The 18,071-nt window shown below is 61.0% G+C and carries 17 protein-coding genes; 7 read left to right on the plus strand and 10 right to left on the minus strand.

The window, feature by feature from the left end; genetic code table 11:
- Together NW857_RS07655 and NW857_RS07660 are read right to left on the minus strand one after the other, a co-directional pair.
- Window positions 1–995, minus strand: a 995-nt coding sequence (locus NW857_RS07655; protein WP_414368536.1) for an ArnT family glycosyltransferase, incomplete at its 3' end; no start/stop codon positions are given.
- Window positions 988–2,049: a CIA30 family protein gene (locus NW857_RS07660; protein WP_414338513.1), complete on the minus strand. Its 1,062-nt coding sequence runs from the start codon at window positions 2,047–2,049 to the stop codon at window positions 988–990. The genes NW857_RS07660 and NW857_RS07655, both read right to left, overlap by 8 nt.
- A 273-nt stretch (window positions 2,050–2,322) precedes the next feature.
- Between NW857_RS07660 and NW857_RS07665 the strand changes: the two genes are divergently transcribed.
- Complete coding sequence (locus NW857_RS07665) at window positions 2,323–3,741, plus strand: 2-succinylbenzoate--CoA ligase (RefSeq protein ID WP_414335520.1); 1,419 nt, start codon at window positions 2,323–2,325, stop codon at window positions 3,739–3,741.
- On the opposite strand, the gene NW857_RS07670 is transcribed toward NW857_RS07665, so the two are convergent.
- On the minus strand, window positions 3,738–4,295 hold the full coding sequence (locus NW857_RS07670) for a DnaJ domain-containing protein (protein ID WP_414335518.1): 558 nt from the start codon (window positions 4,293–4,295) through the stop codon (window positions 3,738–3,740). The genes NW857_RS07665 and NW857_RS07670 overlap by 4 nt on opposite strands.
- 310 nt (window positions 4,296–4,605) lie before the next feature.
- On the opposite strand from NW857_RS07670, the gene NW857_RS07675 reads away from it, so the two are divergent.
- A complete protein-coding gene (locus NW857_RS07675) occupies window positions 4,606–5,361 on the plus strand; it encodes an ankyrin repeat domain-containing protein (protein ID WP_414335516.1) in 756 nt (251 codons plus the stop codon).
- Window positions 5,362–6,343: 982 nt separating this feature from the next.
- On the opposite strand, the gene NW857_RS07680 is transcribed toward NW857_RS07675, so the two are convergent.
- The 4 genes from NW857_RS07680 to NW857_RS07695 form a co-directional block, all read right to left on the minus strand.
- A complete protein-coding gene (locus NW857_RS07680; RefSeq protein ID WP_414336194.1) occupies window positions 6,344–6,889 on the minus strand; it encodes a metal-binding protein in 546 nt (181 codons plus the stop codon).
- 305 nt (window positions 6,890–7,194) lie between these two features.
- The gene (locus NW857_RS07685; protein ID WP_414334019.1) at window positions 7,195–8,166 is read right to left on the minus strand and encodes a putative 2-dehydropantoate 2-reductase; all 972 of its coding nucleotides are present in this window, start codon (window positions 8,164–8,166) and stop codon (window positions 7,195–7,197) included.
- Between the two features lie 47 nt (window positions 8,167–8,213).
- Window positions 8,214–8,762, minus strand: a complete 549-nt coding sequence (gene pyrR, locus NW857_RS07690) for a bifunctional pyr operon transcriptional regulator/uracil phosphoribosyltransferase PyrR (protein ID WP_414334020.1) — start codon at window positions 8,760–8,762, stop codon at window positions 8,214–8,216.
- Window positions 8,740–8,940, minus strand: a complete 201-nt coding sequence (locus tag NW857_RS07695) for a helix-turn-helix domain-containing protein (protein ID WP_414334022.1) — start codon at window positions 8,938–8,940, stop codon at window positions 8,740–8,742. The genes pyrR and NW857_RS07695 overlap by 23 nt, the downstream gene beginning before the upstream one ends.
- Window positions 8,941–9,144: 204 nt before the next feature.
- Here NW857_RS07695 and NW857_RS07700 point away from each other — a divergent pair, with 204 nt between their 5' ends.
- Window positions 9,145–9,630: a DUF3531 family protein gene (locus NW857_RS07700; protein ID WP_414334024.1), complete on the plus strand. Its 486-nt coding sequence runs from the start codon at window positions 9,145–9,147 to the stop codon at window positions 9,628–9,630.
- Window positions 9,631–9,633: 3 nt separating this feature from the next.
- On the opposite strand, the gene NW857_RS07705 is transcribed toward NW857_RS07700, so the two are convergent.
- Together NW857_RS07705 and lptC are read right to left on the minus strand one after the other, a co-directional pair.
- Window positions 9,634–11,298 (minus strand): sulfatase, encoded by a 1,665-nt coding sequence (locus tag NW857_RS07705; RefSeq protein ID WP_414368539.1) that lies wholly within the window; start codon window positions 11,296–11,298, stop codon window positions 9,634–9,636.
- 82 nt (window positions 11,299–11,380) lie between these two features.
- Window positions 11,381–12,382 (minus strand): LPS export ABC transporter periplasmic protein LptC, encoded by a 1,002-nt coding sequence (gene lptC / locus NW857_RS07710; protein WP_414368542.1) that lies wholly within the window; start codon window positions 12,380–12,382, stop codon window positions 11,381–11,383.
- 9 nt (window positions 12,383–12,391) lie between these two features.
- Between lptC and NW857_RS07715 the strand changes: the two genes are divergently transcribed.
- Genes NW857_RS07715 through NW857_RS07725 form a run of 3 tightly spaced genes read left to right on the plus strand, consistent with a single transcriptional unit; the run spans window position 12,392 to window position 16,545 of the window.
- Complete coding sequence (locus tag NW857_RS07715) at window positions 12,392–13,354, plus strand: branched-chain amino acid ABC transporter permease (protein WP_414347092.1); 963 nt, start codon at window positions 12,392–12,394, stop codon at window positions 13,352–13,354.
- Window positions 13,354–14,313 carry a branched-chain amino acid ABC transporter permease gene (locus tag NW857_RS07720; protein ID WP_414334031.1) on the plus strand — a complete coding sequence of 320 codons (960 nt, stop codon included), beginning with the start codon at window positions 13,354–13,356 and terminating at the stop codon, window positions 14,311–14,313. Before NW857_RS07715 ends, NW857_RS07720 begins: the two co-directional genes overlap by 1 nt.
- A 57-nt stretch (window positions 14,314–14,370) precedes the next feature.
- Window positions 14,371–16,545 (plus strand): RNA degradosome polyphosphate kinase, encoded by a 2,175-nt coding sequence (locus NW857_RS07725; protein WP_414334033.1) that lies wholly within the window; start codon window positions 14,371–14,373, stop codon window positions 16,543–16,545.
- A gap of 25 nt (window positions 16,546–16,570) precedes the next feature.
- Here NW857_RS07725 and NW857_RS07730 read toward each other — a convergent pair whose 3' ends face one another.
- The gene (locus NW857_RS07730; protein ID WP_414334035.1) at window positions 16,571–17,149 is read right to left on the minus strand and encodes a DoxX family protein; all 579 of its coding nucleotides are present in this window, start codon (window positions 17,147–17,149) and stop codon (window positions 16,571–16,573) included.
- A 283-nt stretch (window positions 17,150–17,432) separates the two neighbouring features.
- Between NW857_RS07730 and NW857_RS07735 the strand changes: the two genes are divergently transcribed.
- Window positions 17,433–18,071, plus strand: a 639-nt coding sequence (locus NW857_RS07735) for a GntR family transcriptional regulator (RefSeq protein WP_414368545.1), incomplete at its 3' end; no start/stop codon positions are given.

The following is an 18,071-nucleotide window of genomic DNA, read 5'->3' on the forward strand; positions in this document are numbered from 1 at the left end:
TAAAGCAGCGAGGTGTAGTGGATCAACTTGGTTTGCACTAAGAGCGAAAACAGAGCCAGCACCACCCCGAAGGCCACCAACAGCAGGCGTTCTGCCCGCTGAGTTAAATCCGCCCCTGCCGGGTTACTGTGCCTATGGAGGCTGGCCAAGATCTCGGCCAAGGCCGGAGCCGCCCAGGGAAAACACCCTAGAGCAAAGGCCAGCAGATGAAAATAGACTGGGCCGGGGTGGCCGCTGGGGGTACTCACCAAACCCCACTGGTAGTGCCAAAACGCCGCCAGCCACTGCAGCCCCCGCGCCGCTGCTTCCAGCGCCAGCCAGGCCAGAGGAATAGCCCCCGCCAAGCCGAGGAAGGCCACCATCTCCCCCCACCGCCTTGGCGGATCCCGCTGCCAGAGCTTGTAGAGGGCCCAGATGCCCAGCGGCAACACCAGCCCCACCGGCCCCTTGGCCAACACCGCCAGGCCCAAGGCCAGCGCGCCCAGAGCGCTCCACCCCTGCCCGGAGCGGCCGGCCCGGCAGGCCTCGTCAGCAGCCCAAAGGGATCCCAGCCCCACGCCCATGCCCAAATTCAGCAGCGGGTCGATGAGGCCGGTTTTGTAGAAAAACAAAGGCAGGTAGCCCGTCAGGAGCAGGACCCCCCAGAGGCAGCCAAACCCCACCCCGCGCAGCCGCGCTCCCCACGCCACCAAGAGGGCCACCGTGATGCCGCCGGCAAACGCATTGGGCAGCCGCGCCGCCCCTTCGTTGATCCCCAGGGCCGCCATCGCCAGGGCCTGCAGCCAGAAAAACAGGGGCGGCTTCTCGTAGAAGGGCTCGCCGTTGATCTGCAAAGCCAGGGGATCGCCGCTGGCCAGCATCTGCCGCGCCAAGCTGGCGTAAATGAGCTCGTCCCAGTCAAATAGGTAAGGGATCCCCTGGCCCGCCCCCAGCCACAGGAGGGCCAAAAGCCCCATTCCTAGGGATCCCTGGAGGCCGCCAAGAAGCTTAGCCATGGAAGGCTTGCAGGGGCACCACCCGGCCCACACTGGCGGGCGAGCGCAAAAGGCGCAGTAGGTGAGCGGCTAAGGTGGATCCCTCGATCTCGGCGGGAATCTCCACCCCACACCAACGGCTGGAGCTCTCCTGCAGGGCCGCCACCCAATCGGGCGCCAGGGATCCCCGCGCCACCCCAATCAGTTGCGGCAGCGGCTCCTGGCGATAGAGCCCGATCCAACGCACGCCCAGCCGAAACGGCCCAGGCCGAAAACGGGGGTTGGGGCTGCCGTCGGCTTCAAACTTGCTCAGCATCAGTTGCAGCGAATGGATCTGGCGGGTATTCAAGGGGGGAGCGGCAACCCGGCGGGCGCGAAAGGTGGGCACCATCTCGGCAAAAGGAACTTGAACAGTCTGCTCCTCCCCTGGGGTGGTGTCGAAAGCATAGCTGTAGGCCGGGCTGTCCCAGCCCCCTTGATCCCGCAGCAGAACCTTGTAGCGCTGTCCATCGCCCCGTAGCCGCAGCTCCAGGCCGGCAAACCCTGAGGCATCCAAGGGCGGCTGCCAATTGCGCGTGCGGGTGGAAACAAAGCCGCCGAAGTTGGCCGTGGAAACCTGGCCCGTAAACAGCAGCTCGCCCTCTCCCCAGAGCAGTTGGCTTTGGCTCACCCCGCCCATCACCACATCGTCCAGGATGCCCCAGAACTGGTTCAACTGGGGATCGGGCCGGCGGAAGTCAAAGAGCATCTGTTCCGTCTGTCCACTGCGGCGTAGCCGCTCCAGGTGAGCCTTGGCCGTCTCTGGCGCTCCCAGCCCTAAGATCACCCTGGCCGTCAGCCAGTCCTGGCTCTGCCCCACCGCTGCTCCCTGCCGGTGCAACGCCTCTGCCAAACCTTCGGGCAGGCCATCGCCCAAAAGAACCACCGGAAGGGAAGTGGCCGGAGTCAGGGAAGGAGGCATACAGTTAACTGCTGGGCTTTGCAACCCATTCTGAACCCAGCGCCAGAAGTCGGCAAAGGGCAACGCCTCGTAGTAGGTCAGCGTGTTCCAAAACCGCCCCAGCTCCCAAGGCATGACTTTACCTCGTCCCTTTGTCCAGATTATCCAAATTATGCAGATCTTTTGCAGAACGCAATTGGCTCACGAGCAGGGCCAATGGCCAGCCGGACTTCCAGCAGCATTCTCAGCCCGGTGAGGTTTTGCAGTGCGCAGACAGAGGGCGGGGCTTCTCGACGGATGAGCTCAAGCCACACAACAAAACTGCCTTGTGGAGTCCAAGCTATTCTGTGTCTAGTGTCGGCGGTGCTCCGCTTTAGTTGCATGATGACCGACCAAACCGGCCCAAGCATGTTTCCGAACCCCTGTTGCCACTCCGTTACTTGGCGGGAGCGCCTGTCTGGACTGGAAGAGCAATTGCGCCCCTTGGCAGAAAAGACAGCTCCCCTGCTGCTGGCAGACTCAGATCCGCTGCAGGTGTGGGCCGCCGTTTTGACCTGTCAAAAACTGGGGATCCCGCTCTTCTTGGGCAATCCCAAGTGGGGAGAACGAGAGTGGGCCCAGGCTGTGGCCGGCCTGGGAGGCGGCTGGCGCTGGCGGCAAGGCCGGCTGGAGGGGGATCCCAGCCCATTGAACCCCTCTCTGCGGGAGGCTGTACCCGGCTCCCATTGGCCGTTGATCGGGATCCCTACCGGCGGCTCCGGCGGCCAGGTGAAATGGGCAATCCACTCTTGGCGTACCCTCAGCGCCTCGGCCAAGGCCCACCAACAGCACTTCGGCGTGGACTGCGTCCATAGCTATTGCCTGCTGCCCCTGCACCACATCAGCGGCCTGATGCAGGCTGTTCGCTCCTGGCTGACCGGTGGGCAGTGGATCGTCTGGGATTGGAAACGGCAACAGCAAGCCGAGGCCTGGGATCCCCCCTTGCCGGGGAGTTTTCTATCGCTGGTACCCACTCAGTTGCAACGGCTGTTGCTCAACCCCCAGCCGGGAGTTGTGGAGAGCCTGCGCCAATTTCGCGCCATTTTGGTCGGTGGTGGCCCCACCTGGCCCAGCTTGCGGCAACAGGCCCGACAACTGCACCTGCCCCTTGCCCTCACCTACGGCATGACCGAAACGGCTTCCCAAGTCTGTACGCTTCTGCCGGAGGCTTTTTGGCAAGGAAACGACAGCCTGGGCCGGCCCCTGCCCCACGCCACGCTCCAGATCCGCAGTGAACAAGGGGATCCCTTGCCCAGCGATGCCGTGGGATTCATCCACATCCGGGCCAAGTCGCTGGCACTGGGCCATTACCCCCAGGCCGCCCTTCGCGTCAGCGGTGCGGAGCACTTTGGTTTGCGCCAATGGCATCAGCAAGGCTTCACCCCCGGCGATTGGGGCTATCTGGACTCGCAGGGCCACCTCTTTTGGTTGGGTCGCGCCGACGACCTGATCCTGACTGGCGGAGAAAAAGTGATGGCTGCCGAGGTGGAAGGAGAGGTTCGGGCCAGCGGCTGGGTGGACGATGTGTGGGTGCTGGGTCTGCCCGATGCCGAATGGGGGCAGCAGGTGGTGGCGGTGGTCGTCCCCAAAACCGGGCTCCCGGCGATCCCCCAAGAGCTGGAGATGCGCCTCAAGCAACACCTGAGCCGCCAACTGAGTCCCTTCAAGCATCCGAAGCGCTGGCTGTGGTGCACCGGGATCCCGCGCAATCTCCAGGGCAAGGTGAACCGCCAACAGCTCCGGCAGTGGGCCGCCCAGCAGTTGGGGATCTCGCCCCAGGTAAGCTAGCGGGATCCCAGACGAGCCAAGTCTCGCCGGATTTCAAAGGTCAATTCCCGGTTGTGGGGCTCCATAGCCAAAGCCTTTCTCAGGTAAGCTTCCGCCTGCTGGTGGCGACCCTCGTAGATCAAGTGGTTGCCGAAGCGCTGGTAGGCCAAAGCCAAGAGGTGGATGGCCTCGCCGGAGTTGGGAAACCGTTTCAACAGCGCCTCTGCCAGAGCCACTGCCGTGGGCAACTTACGCTCGCGCCAGGCTGCCTTGACGCGGGCAATCCCTTCTTTGAGCAATTCCGGATCGAGGTGCTCTGCCGATGAAGAGCCGGCGGTGCGGATGACCACCCGCCTCTGGCCGGCGGCAGGAGGAGATTGACGCTGGGCATCGTAGCGCCGCCGCTGCTCGGGGTCGCTCAGCACTTGGTAGGCCTGATAGATTTGCTGGAACCGCTCTCGAGATCCCTCCCCTGCCACATCGGGGTGAAACTGCCGCGCCAACCGGCGAAAGGCTTGCTTGATATCTTCGATGTCCGCTTCCGGCGATAGGTTGAGAATCGCGTAGTAGTCCATGAGCGGTGGCAGAAGGAAGGGAATTGAGAGTGGCAGAACCTGGGCCAAAAGTCAGCTCCGACCCCTGATTATGCCGATGATCATGCCATGCCAAGCCGGGCTAAACCAAGGGATCTTCTCGGCGCTCATGCGATCTCATGGAAAGTTGTTCTCCTAGCTGGGGCTTGATGCTGTAATGCCACTTTGACTGAGCACGCAGAGGTCTCTCTTCCTGTAGCTACCTCAAGGGTAGGGATCCGGTGTTAGACTTTGCCCAAGTTATTTGGAAACCCCATTCCCAATCGGTTTCTTTGACTTCTATCGATCGACTATGAGTGAAGCCCTTCATCAAGCTCTTGCAGATCAAGATCAAGAGCAATTATTATCCCATTTGCAGCAAGGGGAAGATGTGAATGCTGTCGATGCTCAAGGACTGACCTTGCTTCATAAAGCAACACTGCTTGGCAATTTGGAACTGCTGGATTTGCTCTTGGCCCATGGTGCTTCTCCCAATGCCTTGGATCCCACAGGTGTCACCCCGCTCCATTTGGCCGCCGCCAGCGGTCGGGTCAAGCTGGTGGAGCGTCTTTTGAGGGCAGGCAGCGACATCAACCTTCCAGATGGCTATGGATATACCCCTCTCCATCGGGCTGCCTTAACCGATCAGGCAGAGGTGATCGGTCTGCTCATCCAAAAAGGAGCCAATACCTCTGGCGTTCTCCATTGGGCCACGACCACCGGACGAAAAAGCATCCTGGCCCGCCTGTTATCCAAAGGAGCGCCGGTGGATGCCGCCGATGCAACCGGTCGAACTCCTCTGCACGAGGCTGCTACCCAAGGGCAACTGGGCATTGCTCGCTTTCTGCTCTTGTATGGGGCCAATGTCAATGCGCGCAACCGATTTGGGGCAACACCGATGCACTGGGCTGCTTGGGAGGGGCATGTGGCAATCCTGGAACTTTTGCTGGAAAATGGGGCCGAATTGAACCCTCGCAATGAAGATGGGCATACTCCTTTGGCCTATGCCCAAAAACGCCAACACAGCTTGGCTGTCCAATGGTTACAAGACCGAGGTGCAACCCTTTAGTATCAAGTTTGCTATTGCCGCCGACCCAAGCGCTCCGCGTCGCTGCCCTCACCCCCGGCCCCTCTCCCTGGGGGACATCCCTCACCCCCACCTCCTCTCCCTGAGGGACATCCCTCACCCCCAGCCCCTCTCCCTGAGGGAGAGGGGAGTTAGAGCGGCGCGTTCGCGACAGCGTTGCCTAGCAATAGCGATGTAGAGAAACGTTGTGTTGCTACTTGAAGTGACTATAGAGGTTGAAAGTGAGAGTAATTTCTACAGAAAAAAGGAGAGAGGCTGTTAGGTTTTCCTCCCTCCGATCTCTTCGTCGCGGTTAGCGTTAACGCCAGCTAGATTTTAACCGATTCTTCCCGCACGATTCAACTTTTTTCTCGATTTTTTCTCGAATTTCTCTTTGACTCAACACATTTTTTTAAACAGCAACACAAGGTTTAGGACAGACAGTTTGCCCCAAAAAGTTAGCCCTTCCCCTTAGCTTGCAACGGGTTTACAAAGACAACTGGCGCAGCGACTTTTGTATGTATTAGGTCTTGTCTTCCGGCCCTCAGCCGCTGTTATTGCCGCACACCGCCACCTCCGCAGCTCGACCCACTCCAGCAGAAACTATCCCCTCATTAACTAGGACTGACTCTCATTAACCCAGAAGCTCGGCTAAAGCCGAAGAAGAGAGAAAGGGATCCCTGCCAAAGGCAGGATGGCCAGTTCCGCCGGCGCGGGATCCCTGTCACATCCAAGACAAGAGAGGAAGACTGATGGATAGAACTCCACCACTCAACTGAGTAACAGCATAACTCTATTGAGACTAAATTGCAATACATAGCCGACAAAGTAGGAATAATTTGCATCAAGCCACGGGAGTCGGACAGAGGGGGCGGGGGCAATTGACAAAGATTGGCCGTTAAGTCTTCTCAGGAGGGCGGGCTTGCAGGCACAGGACAGCAACAGGTTCAAGTGTGGGGTAGTTTACTCTTGGTCCAACGGGGATCTAGCGACGATAGCCGAGTGGCCTGGAGCGAACCTGACGGCGTTTTTTGCGCCAGCGTTTCCAGTTGGAGACCATCCAATCGCTGAGGCTGTGGTTGGCCGATCCCAGCTCCAACCCCATCCCAATCCAAAACAGGATCTCGGCGTGAACTTGCAGCCATTGCCAGAGATCGCTGCGCCACACCCAAGGCTGCCACATCCACCAGCCCAACCGGGATCCCAGCCAAGCCACCGGCAGGCCAACTCCGCCGGCCCATAGGCTCAAGTACAGCACCCGCAGGGCGGTGCCCACGATGGGCCCATGCGACCAGAAGGAGCGATGCCGCATCCACTTGCGGTAGGGCAGCCAAATCCAGCGCAAGAACAGCCAGCGTTGGTACTGTCGAGAACAGGTGTCCAGATCTCCAGAAAACATCAGGCCACTGAACAGATAGGCGGATCCCACAGCCAGAGCAACGGTGGTGCTATTCCCCAACAAACCGGCGGCCAAGGTGATGCCGGGGGCCGTCCAGAGGGTGATGCGATCGTGGGTGGATCCCAGCGGCATAAGGCCAGAGCAACGGTACCCGACTGGCGCTCAGTCTACCCGCCAGCGGAGGAAAAAGCCTGACCTAGCTTCAGCTAGAAACCGCAGGAGGCCCGCCCTGTAGGGTCAGGGTCGGGAGGAATGCAGACGACGTATAGTTGCAACATGACCCAAGTCCTGACTATCTCCTGCAAGCTCAAGGTGTCTGCTTCGCAAGCCGTGAAGCTAGAGGCAACCTTGTCGGCTTTGCGGAGCGCTTAAGCCCGCTCCGTACCGCTTAGCGGTCGGAGTCGGGTAGTTTACAGGCGCCGCTGATCTTGAAAAACTCAAGCCTGCTGAGCGACAGGGATCCCTCGATTCAGGCGATCCAACACCTGCAACTGCCGGTGGAGCATTTCCACCCGCGGCAAGTGGATCCCGGCTTGTCGGGCATAGCGCAGTGGGTTGCCAAAGATTGCCTGCAGTTCCAGAGGACGTTTGCGCTCGTAGTCGATCTTCATGCTGGTGCGGTAGGGAGCCATCTTCTCGGTGTTGGTGAGCATTTCTGGGATCAGGGAATCGGGAAGCAGGCGATCACAGGCCGCCGCTCCCTGGATCACCTCCTGCATCAGCGTTTCCGCCAAAGCACGAGCCTCAGGGTCGCGGATCATCTGCTGCGTGTCGGCGTTGAACACCACCGAGAGGCCGTTGAAGGGAATGTTCCAGACCAACTTTTGCCAGCGGGCCAACATCAGATCCGGAGAGAGGGTGGTGGGGATCCCTGCCCGTTGAAAATCGGCTTGAACTTGTTGAAGACGGGGCGTGATCCCTTGGGGGGCATAGTTAGGGCCGTATTCTGCCAGCAGCACCGACCCATAGTCCAGATGATGAATGTGGCCGGGGCCAACCTTGTTGGAGCTGATGAAACACAGGCCCCCCATGACTCGTTCAGGGCCGACGCACTCGGCAACCTCCGGCTCCGCCCCCAGCCCATTTTGCAGCACGATCACCACGCCATTCTCGGCCAACACGGGCGGGAGCAACTGCGGCAGCAGGTGATTTTGGGTGGCTTTCAAAGCCACGATCACCCCTTCGCAAGGGGGCATGTCCTCTACTGCTGCGTAGGCATTCACCTGCGGCAAATGAAAATCCCCCCAGCAGGACTGCACCCACAAGCCGTTTTGGCGAACATAGTCATAGTCGCTGTGCAGCAGAAAATGCACCGCAAAGCCTGCCTGTTGCAATTTCGCCCCATAAAATCCCCCCAGGGCGCCCGTGCCCAAAACAGCGTAACGGCGGGTCTCCGGCAACCAAGACATAGCGGTGAGTTGCGGCAGATCATCCCCAAAATACCCCAAGCACCAGCTTAGGGATCGCTCTTTGCTGTTTGGTCTATCAACAACACCCGCTCTTCTGCATCGGTTTCCCGCAGATGAACCCTCACCCTTTGCTCAGGTTCCGTGGGAAGCTGGTAACCGCAGTAATCCGGTTGGATGGGGAACTGGCGGTGACCACGGTCGATCAGCACGGCCAAGCGCACCCGTTCCGGTCGCCCAAAGTGATGCAGGGCTTCCAGAGCCGCGCGGACGGTGCGACCCCGAAAGATAACATCGTCCACCAGCACCACCTCCTGGCCAGTCAGATCCCGGGGCATCTCGCTGCGATCGGGGGTGCGCAGCCCGCCGGCGCCCAGGTCGTCTCGGAAAAAGGTAATGTCCAGCTCCCCGACCTGGGGCGGGATCCCCAGTCGAGCGGCAATCCGATCCCGCAGGCGGTAGGCCAAGGGGACTCCGCGAGTGCGAATGCCGATCAGAGTGAGCTTCTGGGGGTGGGGGTGATCCCTGGCGATCGCTGCTGCCAGGCTCTCGATCAGCCCGGCCACCTGCTGCGCATCAAAGACTTCGATCGTAGACATGGATCCCGGTCGCTCCCTCACCGATCGCAGATCTGGTCTGTAGAAGGCTCTGACGCGAAGCAACCCAGTCTTTGAGTTCGCGCAAAGCGTAGTGATACCCGCCTCTGCATGTTGCAAGCCACTCCAGCAGTTGGGCTTGCTGTGTGGCATCTGGGCAGATTCGGTAGGTGTAGTGCATGGTCAATATGGGGTCGTTTTACCACAACCGGAGTGGGGTGGTAAATGCTTGCTTCGGGGGCATTGAAAGCAAGCAGCGAGACTCCATGTATCCCGGCGCTGTAGCTTGCTTCCCGCAGGGTTGCTACGCATACAGCGCGGGACTTATGTTCTCGCGCTCTTGGCAGTTAAGATCAAGGGCTAGGCCGCAGCAGAGGAGCTGTCCATGCAAGTGGAGTTTCGCGAGTGCGATCCGGGAAATCTCTGGATCTGGTTTGAGTTTGCCGAGCCGCCGGTCGAAGCTGAGCTGGAGTACCTCAACGAGGTGCTGGAATCGTGGTATGTGCTGGGCAAGTTGGGAGGATTCAACGCCGAGCGCCTGGTGGCCCAAGAGGCGGAGGTGGATCTGAGCTATTTGGAGTACCCCAGCGACTCGGATCCTCTGCCCTCTCTAATGCACAACATGGGATCCCTAGAGGAAAAGGACAACTGGGCCCGCTGCTGGTTTGATCTGGGCACTGCCGATGCCTTGGCGCTGGACGTGTTGATCAACGCCTTGCGCACCCTTAGCCTCGAGTACATCCACCTCAGCCGCGTCATTATCGGCGGGCAAAACGAGGACTGGCCGACAGCGGATCCCGAGGAGGCGGATGACTACGATTTAAACGGCTATGTGCGGGATCATGTGGGGGAAGCAGGAGAGCTGGAATAGCCTCTACTCCAGGTAGCCCAGCTCTTGCATCTGCCGTACCAAGTCTGCATCGCTTTCCACATTTACCTTGCGAGGAGCCGTGCTGGGCCGGCGCGACTCTGCCCAGTCCAGCCACTGCCTCAAGGCTTGCCGCAGGCGGGTCAGCCAAGTTTGGGGGGAAAGGGAAGGGCTACCAGGCTCAGAAGGGATCCCGGCCAAGAGCAGATCCCGCAGTTCCGCCGGATCCTGCTCCAGGTTGTAGAGGCTGGGGCGATCTCCGGTTTGGATCAGCTTGGTCACCCCTTCGTAGAGGGCTCGGCGGGTGTCGTAACAGGCGCGCGCCTGCAGCAGGCTGTCGTTGCGGTTTTCCATGGCCCGCAGGAGAAGGTGGGGCGGGAAGGCCTCGCTGAGCACCACCCCCTGCTCCGGATCCTCACCGGCCAGGGTGCGGGTCAGGCTGAGGCGGGCGATCTCGCGGCGAAGCTTGAGGCTGATACGGGGGGCGCCGTTGGCTAGAGAAAGGCTGGGGCGGAAGCCGGCAGCTTCCAAGAGAGTATGAAAGAGGCGGCGGGTGGAAACGGGGGTGGCCACGCGCTTTCCTGCCGGAAAATAGCCGGGGTAATGCAGGATCAGGGGGACGCGGATTAGCTCTTCGTAAACCACAAAAGCATGGCCGACGAAGTCGTGCTCCCCCAAGCCTTCGCCGTGATCCGCGACGATAGCCACCAGAGTGTTCTGCTCCAGGCCGGTGTGGCGCAGGGTGGCGAAGACGGATCCCAGCAGGTGATCCTGGTAGGCCACCTCGGCATCGTAGATGTCCCTGAGCACCTGCGCTTGCAGGGGAGAAAGCGGCTGCGGCAGGGGCGCCATCCAGCGGTAGGGCTGGGCGTTGTACTGGCGCAAAAAGTCGCGCGCCTCGCGGTTGGTCTTGAAGTAGGGGGCGTATTTCTGCACAAAGGGCTCCGGCGGCCAGTAGGGCAGGTGGGGCTCCATTAGGTTGACGAAGCAAAAGAAAGGCGGTGCTCCGGCAGGGCGGCGGGCTATCTGCTGCAGGTAGCGGTTCAGGTCGGCGATGGAGGCAGCCGTGTTGCCCTTAAAGTTCATCAGGCGGGTCCAGAGGGAGGCAAACCAGGGGTGCAGCGCCAACTGAAAAAGGGTGTCGGAGCGGGCAAAGGCATTTTGCACCGGGTAGGAGAGACGGCGCCAAAACTGGGTGTAGGCGGCCAGCCAGCGGTTGAGGGGAGCCGGCAGAGGGTTGCCTTCGGGAGGGCGGGTGGGTAGGGCCCCGCCGTAGTTGTAGAAGGTGTCGAAGCCGCGCCGCAGGCCGTTTTTCAGGATCCCGATCAGGGGGTTGTTGCAAAAGCCCACGGTGGTGTAGCCGCCCAGCTTCAACAGCTCCGCCAGAGTGGGTAGAGCAGGGCTCAGCTCCAGGTCTGCCTGAACGGTTTGGTGGGTGCTGGGGTATTCCCCCGTAAACAGGGAGGCGTGGGAGGGGATCGTCCACTGGGCGGGGGCGATGGCCCGCTCGAAGAGGGTGGACTCAGCGGCCAGCCGATCCAGGTTGGGGCTGGTGGGCACTTGGCGGGCCCGCTCTTCCTCTGACCAGTAGCAGGAAAGGCGATCCGCCCGCTGGGTATCCAGCACGATCAACAGAATGTTGGGGCGTTCCCCCCAGGCGGTCTCTGCCATTGCTGAACTCCTCACCACAACCCACCCAACACGGTTCTTAAACTATCTTGACATGCTCTTGTTGGCCCTTTGTCGCCGGCTCCTAGGGCAAAGTGAGCCGGGTTTGGCTGTTGCCTTGGATCCGGGCGGTGTTGGCCTGCCAATCCAGGATCCCTTGGTCACCGCTCACAGTCAGGGCTTGTCCAGGCTGGCGGTAGCGCACATTGCCCAGGGCTTGCAGTTGGGTGGAGCCGATGCGCCAGCGGATCTCTTGGGCTTCCAGCTCTTGGCCGGTCTGCAGGGATCCCGTTCCGCCAACGGGAACGGCTTTGGCTTTCACGTTGCCCAGCAGGCGCAGCTCGGTCAGGGGCAGCGGGGCCCGCAATTGCTCGCCGCTGAGGCGCACCCTTTGCTGGGGGGCATCCACCTCGACTGCTCCCAACGCCTGCACCTCGCCGGCACCAAAGTTCCAGAGCAAGCGGCTGGCGGTCAGCTCCAGCTCCGGATCGCGATACTTGGCCCGCACCGGTTGGCTTGGATCCCAATTCTCCAGTTGCATCTGGGCCTGGCCAAAGTCGATGCGCAAACGATCCCCCCACAGGGATCCCTGGCCGTCCAACAGCTCCACCTGTACCTGGCCCTCGGCTTCGAGGAGGCGCTGTTCCGGCAGCCACTGCAGCCGCTCTGCCTGCAGGTGCAGGTTATCCCGCTCCGATTCCACCGCCACTTGGCCCGTCAATTCCAGCCGCCGCTCGTCTGGGTACACAGATCCTCGCTCGGCACGGGTGCGGATGGCGCGGTTGTCTGCGTCGAAAAACTCTCCCTCGATAGACTGCAAATGGGCGGATCCCAACTGTACGGGAGTGGAGCCGTTTTCTGGGGGGGACTCGTATTCGGCCAGGCGCGCCCGCAAGCGCCAGAGCAGGCCACCGTCAGGTTTGGCCTGGGTGAGAGTGATGTTTTCGTAGATTAACTGGGGAGTGGAGATAGGCTCGCGCGGGACACCCGGATCCCTGCTTGGAGGTGGCTCCGGCCCACCACAGGCAGCGCTCAGCAGGGCCAAAACCACTAGCCAACCTGGGATCCGGGAAGAGTTGGGCTGCATGGATCTCTCTTGCGCGCTTTCTCCTACCCTAGCTCTACCCTGCCGCTGGGCCGGATGGGATCCCGCTTTAACAAACCCGTGGCATCATCAGGGCAGGGTATTGCGGGGGCAAGGGTGGCCCAACTGTTGCAGCTTTTTATCTACGGCCTCGTCCTGGGCAGCATCTACGCCCTGGGGGCGATCGGGGTGTCGCTGACGTTCGGCATTTTGCGTTTTGCCAACTTTGCCCACGGGGATCTGATGACCTTGGGGGCCTATTTTGCTCTGACGTTTGTCGGGTTGGGTTGGCCGATTGGGGTGAGCTGGATCCCGGCGGCCTTGGCGACGGCACTTTGCGCGGTGGGGATCGACCAACTGATCTATCGCCGCCTGCGCCGGGAAGCACCGGTGATTTTGCTCATTTCTTCTTTTGGCACGGCCCTGATCTTGCGCAGCTTGGTGCAGATCGTTTGGGGGCCCAACAACCAGGTGTACCGCAGCGGCATTCAGTTGCCCTGGCAGTTGGGGGGGCTGCGCATCAAGCCGGATTGGGTGGTGATTCTGGTGGGAACGGCCTTGCTGGTGGTGGCTCTGCACCTGTTTTTGCAGCGCACGCGGGTAGGCAAAGCGATGCGGGCCATGGCCGACAATTTTGACTTGGCCAAGGTGACCGGCATTGAGACGGAGCGGATCATCCTCTGGACTTGGGCCATCGGCGCCGCCTTGGCCTGTGTGGCGGGCATCTTCCTGGGCCTGGATACGCGGCTGCACCCCACCATGGGCTGGCGGCTGTTGTTGCCCGTTTTTGCGGCAGCCATTCTCGGCGGCATTGGCCGTCCCTATGGAGCCATTGCTGGGGGGCTGGTAATTGGCCTGGCGGAGGAGTTCTCGACTTTAGCGATCAATCCGGCTTACAAAACAGGGGTAGCCTTCGCCATTTTGGTGCTGATGCTGATCTTCCGGCCCACAGGGCTATTGGGGGGGCGGGCCTGATGTTGAGCTACGCCATCTTCTTTTTGGTTTTGGTGGGGATCTACGGCGTGCTGGTGCTGGGCCTCAATATCCAGTGGGGCTATGCCGGCATGTTCAACATCGGCGTGGGGGCCTTTTTTGCTGTGGGGGCCTACGCCAGCGCCATAGCCACGACGCCGCCCACCCCTGAACATCTGGGCGGGTTCAATCTGCCGTTCTGGGTGGGCTTTGCCATAGCAGTAGCCGCCGCCGGTGCGATCGCCTTCTTGATTGGCTTGATCACCCTGAAGCTGCGCTCCGACTATTTGGCTATTGCCACCATCGGCATTGCCGAGATCATCAGCCAAATCCTGAGGAACGAGGGCTGGCTGACCAACGGGGTGCGCGGCATCACCCGCATTCCGCGCCCCTTTCGCGGCTGGATCCCAGGGCAGGATACACTGCTCTACTTGGGCTTGGTGCTGCTGGTCTTGGCGGTGGTTTACTGGCTGAGTGAGCGGGCCTATCGCTCCCCCTGGGGACGGGTGCTGCGGGCCATCCGCGAGGATGAGCCGGCAACCCTGGCCGCCGGCAAAGATGTCCTCCAGTTTCGCCTGCAGGCGTTTGTGCTGGGATCCATGCTGATGGGGCTGGCGGGGGCGCTCTATGCCCACTTTGTCAATTTCATCAGCCCGGAAGCCTTCCAGCCGGAGTTTGCCACCTTTATCGTCTGGGTGATGTTGATCGCGGGGGGCAGCGGCAACAATCGCGGCGCCCTGCTGGGGGTGCTGGCCATTTGGGGGGTGTGGTCGGGCAGCGAGTGGTTGACCAACCGTCTGCCGCCCCAGTGGGCCACCCGGGCCGGTCCCTTGCGCATTTTGTTGATCGGGATCCTGCTGCAGGTAATTCTGCTTACCCGCTCCCAAGGGCTGTTGCCAGAACGCCCGCCCAAGCCTGTTTTGGACACTTCCGCCTCCTCCAAGCAGAACCCAGCAGGATAGGATTGGGTCGGCTCCAGCCGTTGTTGACGCTTTGAGACAACCCAGATCTCGGCCACCATGACTCCGCGCTCCAAGGAAACGGACTCCTCCTTGTCGCCCCGCAACCCCGATGCGACAGGTTGCCCCCCCAATGCTGGCCAGCCAGGGATCCCGACTGCGCCCATCCAGGAGGGCTATGCCTTGCCGGAGCACTACTTCAACCGGGAGCTGAGCTGGATTGAGTTCAACGCCCGGGTTTTGCACGAGGCCCTGGACGAGCGCACCCCCCTCTTGGAGCGGCTGAAGTTCCTCGCTATTTTCGAAAGCAACCTGGACGAGTTCTTTATGGTGCGGGTGGCGGTGATTCGCCGTCAGTTGGAAACAGGCGTGCTGCTGCCGACCCCCGATGGCCTCACGCCGCAGCAGCAGCTGCGGCAGATTTCCCAGCACCTGCGCCCCCTGATTCAAAAGGTACACGAGTGTTTTCGGCAGGAATTGGTGCCTAAGCTTGCGGAACAAGGCATTCACATCCGCGATTTTTCTGAGCTGGCCGAGCCGGAGCGGCAGGAGCTGCGGGAGTATTTCGACCAACGGTTGTTTCCCGTGCTCACTCCCTTGGCGGTGGATCCGGGCCATCCTTTCCCCTACATCTCCAACCTCAGCCTCAGCTTGGCGGTGGTGGTGCGGGATCCGGAAACCGGCAGGGAACACTTTGCCCGCATCAAGGTGCCCAGCACCCTGCCTCGCTTTGTGCCGCTGCGGGACGGGGTAAGCTTTGTGCCGCTGGAGCAGGTGATTGCCCACCACCTGGAGGCGCTGTTCGTGGGCATGGAAGTGCTGGAGTACTACCCCTTCCGCATCACCCGCGGTGCCGATCTGGAAATCCAAGAGGACGAAGCCGACGATCTGCTCGCGGCCATTCAAGAAGAGCTGCGCAAGCGCCGCTTCGGCTCGGTGGTGCGCATGGAGATTGCCAAGTCCATGCCGTCTGCCATTCGACAGCGGCTCTGCGAAGAGCTGCGCCTCGACAGCGACTCCGTGTACGAGGTGGATGGCCTTTTGAGCATGGGGGGGGTGATGGCTTTTCTCAGCCTGGATCGACCCGATTTAAAAGATCCTCCCTGGGGGCCCGTCACGCCGCCTCGCCTGCGTACCGCTTCGGTGAGCGACGAGCCGGTGGATATCTTCTCCGTCATCCGGGAAGGGGATCTGCTGGTGCATCACCCCTACGACTCCTTTGCTGCCAGTGTGGAACGGTTTCTGGAGGAGGCGGCCAACGATCCGCAGGTGCTCACCATTAAGCAAACCCTCTACCGCACCTCTGGCGATTCGTCGGTGGTGGGATCCCTCATCCAGGCTGCCGAAAACGGCAAGCAGGTGGCCGCTCTGGTGGAGCTGAAGGCCCGTTTCGACGAAGAAAACAACATCCTCTGGGCCAAGAAGCTGGAAAAAGCCGGGGTGCACGTGGCCTATGGCCTGCCAGGGCTGAAGATCCACTGCAAGTTGGCCCTGGTGGTGCGGGAAGAGGGGGGATCCCTGCGGCGCTATGTCCACATCGGCACCGGCAACTACAACCCCAAGACCGCCCGTATCTACACCGATCTGGGCCTGTTCACCTGCAACGAGACCCTCTGCAACGATGTAACCGAGTTGTTTAACCTGCTAACCGGCTACTCGCGGCAGCGGCACTTCCGCAAGCTGCTGGTGGCCCCCCGTACCTTGCGCCAGGGCATGGAAGCCTTGATCCGGCGAGAGATGCGCCATGCCCAGGCAGGACGCCAAGGGCGCATCATCGTCAAGGTCAACTCCCTCACCGACCCACGCATGATCCAAGTGCTCTACGAGGCTAGCCAGGCAGGGGTGGAGATTGATCTCATTGTGCGCGGCATGTGCTGCCTAAAACCAGGGATCCCGGGCCTGAGCGAGCGCATCCGCGTTATCAGCATCATCGGGCGCTTTTTGGAGCACTCCCGCATCTTCTACTTCTACAACGACGGCCAGGAAGAGTACTTCATCGGCAGCGCCGACTACATGACCCGCAACCTGGATCGCCGCGTCGAGGTGGTGACCCCTGTAGAGGATCCCCTGTTGCAGCAAGAGCTGAAGGCGATCTTGGAGATTTGTCTGACGGATAACCGGCAGGCCTGGGAGCTGCGCCCCGATGGCACCTATGTGCAGCGGCAGCCTAGGCCGGGAGAGCCGGTGCGCTCCACCCACCAACGCCTGATGGAGCGAGCCGCCAGCCGCCTTTAGCCCTCACCCCCGTCCCTGAGTTGGCTCAGGAGCGAGGGGTTTCGGCGGCTTCAGCCTCTTGATCCCCCAGCGCAATTACCTTCTCAGTGGCCTGCAACGAAGACTCCAGGCTCTCCAACTTTTGTCGGCTGGAGCGGTTCAGCCCCGCCTCAATACCGTTCGCCAAGAGCTGATCCAAAGAGAACCAGCCGCCGCCATTCACCGCAAAGGCCAAGAAGATGGCCGCGTAGATAGCCGATAGCTCCAGATAAGGAACGCTGAAGCCGGCCACCTTGATGTGGTGGAACATGGCCACCGCCATCGTGGCGAACAAACCCAACGCCGCCGCGCGGGTCAACAAACCCACTGCCACCAGCGGAGCTGCGATCAGTTCAGTATAGGCAGCTACATAAGCAAAAAAGATCGGGAAAGGCAACCCGATCACTTCTACATAAGCCGTTGCAAACCCCTCGATATCAGCCAGTTTGTCGAGGCCGTTGTGAATCATGAATAGCCCTGCCACCACCCGCAAGACGGTCCACGCCACTTGAGACCAGCGCGGGGCTACGCTGTCGTGACGCAAAACTGAGACGAACAGCACGGGAAAGCGCTGAGTGAGTGCCATAAGATGAAACCTGCAATGCAAAGATGCTAACTATTGTAACGATTCTAAATTTCTGTAACAAGGCCAGGGCGGGATCCCCCGCCTTGGAATGCAGAGGCCGGATCCTCGGCCATCGGGTTGGGGGTGGGCGCGGCAACAGAGGGGATCCCTGTGCCCGTCTGGACAAAGCTCGCCAGAGCAGTTCTCGAGTGCCTATCCTTAGGGGTGTTGGTGCAATTCTTTTGGCAAAAGTCCCGTGTCTTTGGGTCTCTCTAACAACTAGGTTCGTTTCTTCAGGCGGGCCATGATGCGCATTTCTATTCAGCCGGAGAGCGGGATCCCTGGCTCTGTCCAGCTCTTCAACTTACTCTGTTTTGGCATTGCCTGCGGGCAATTTCCTCCCGGCTATCGCCTGCCCAGCACCCGTCAGTTGGCCATGCAGACGGGCCTGCACCGCAACACCATCCACAAGGTTTACCACCAACTGGAGGCCATGGGTCTGGTGGAAACGCGCGCTGGATCTGGCATTTACGTCAGCGGCTCCGCCCGCCAGGCGGTTAACCGCTCTTGTAGTCTGGGCGAAAACCTGGATCGATCCCAACAAGCCCTGCAGCAGGTGCGCCAGGGCATCGATCAGCTTCAGCAACAGGGCTTTTCTCTGGAGCAGGTGCGGGATCTGCTGCTGGCGGAGATCGACTGGCGGTTGCGCTGCAGTGCCCAAGTGCTGGTGTGCGTGCCCAATCGGGATCTGGGCACAGGACAACTGATGGCCCAACAAATCCAACAGACTTTGGGCATCCGGGTGCAGTTGGTGCCCCTAGAGGATCTGGCCGCCGTGCTGGATCAAATCCATTCCGGCACTGTGGTGACGCTCCACTATTTTCTCAGCGCCGTCGAGGCCATTGCCCAGCCGCGGGGGGCCCGTGTTCTCCCGGTGGAGGTA

This window comes from Synechococcus sp. H55.9 (assembly GCF_047462355.1).
GTDB lineage: Bacteria > Cyanobacteriota > Cyanobacteriia > Thermostichales > Thermostichaceae > Thermostichus.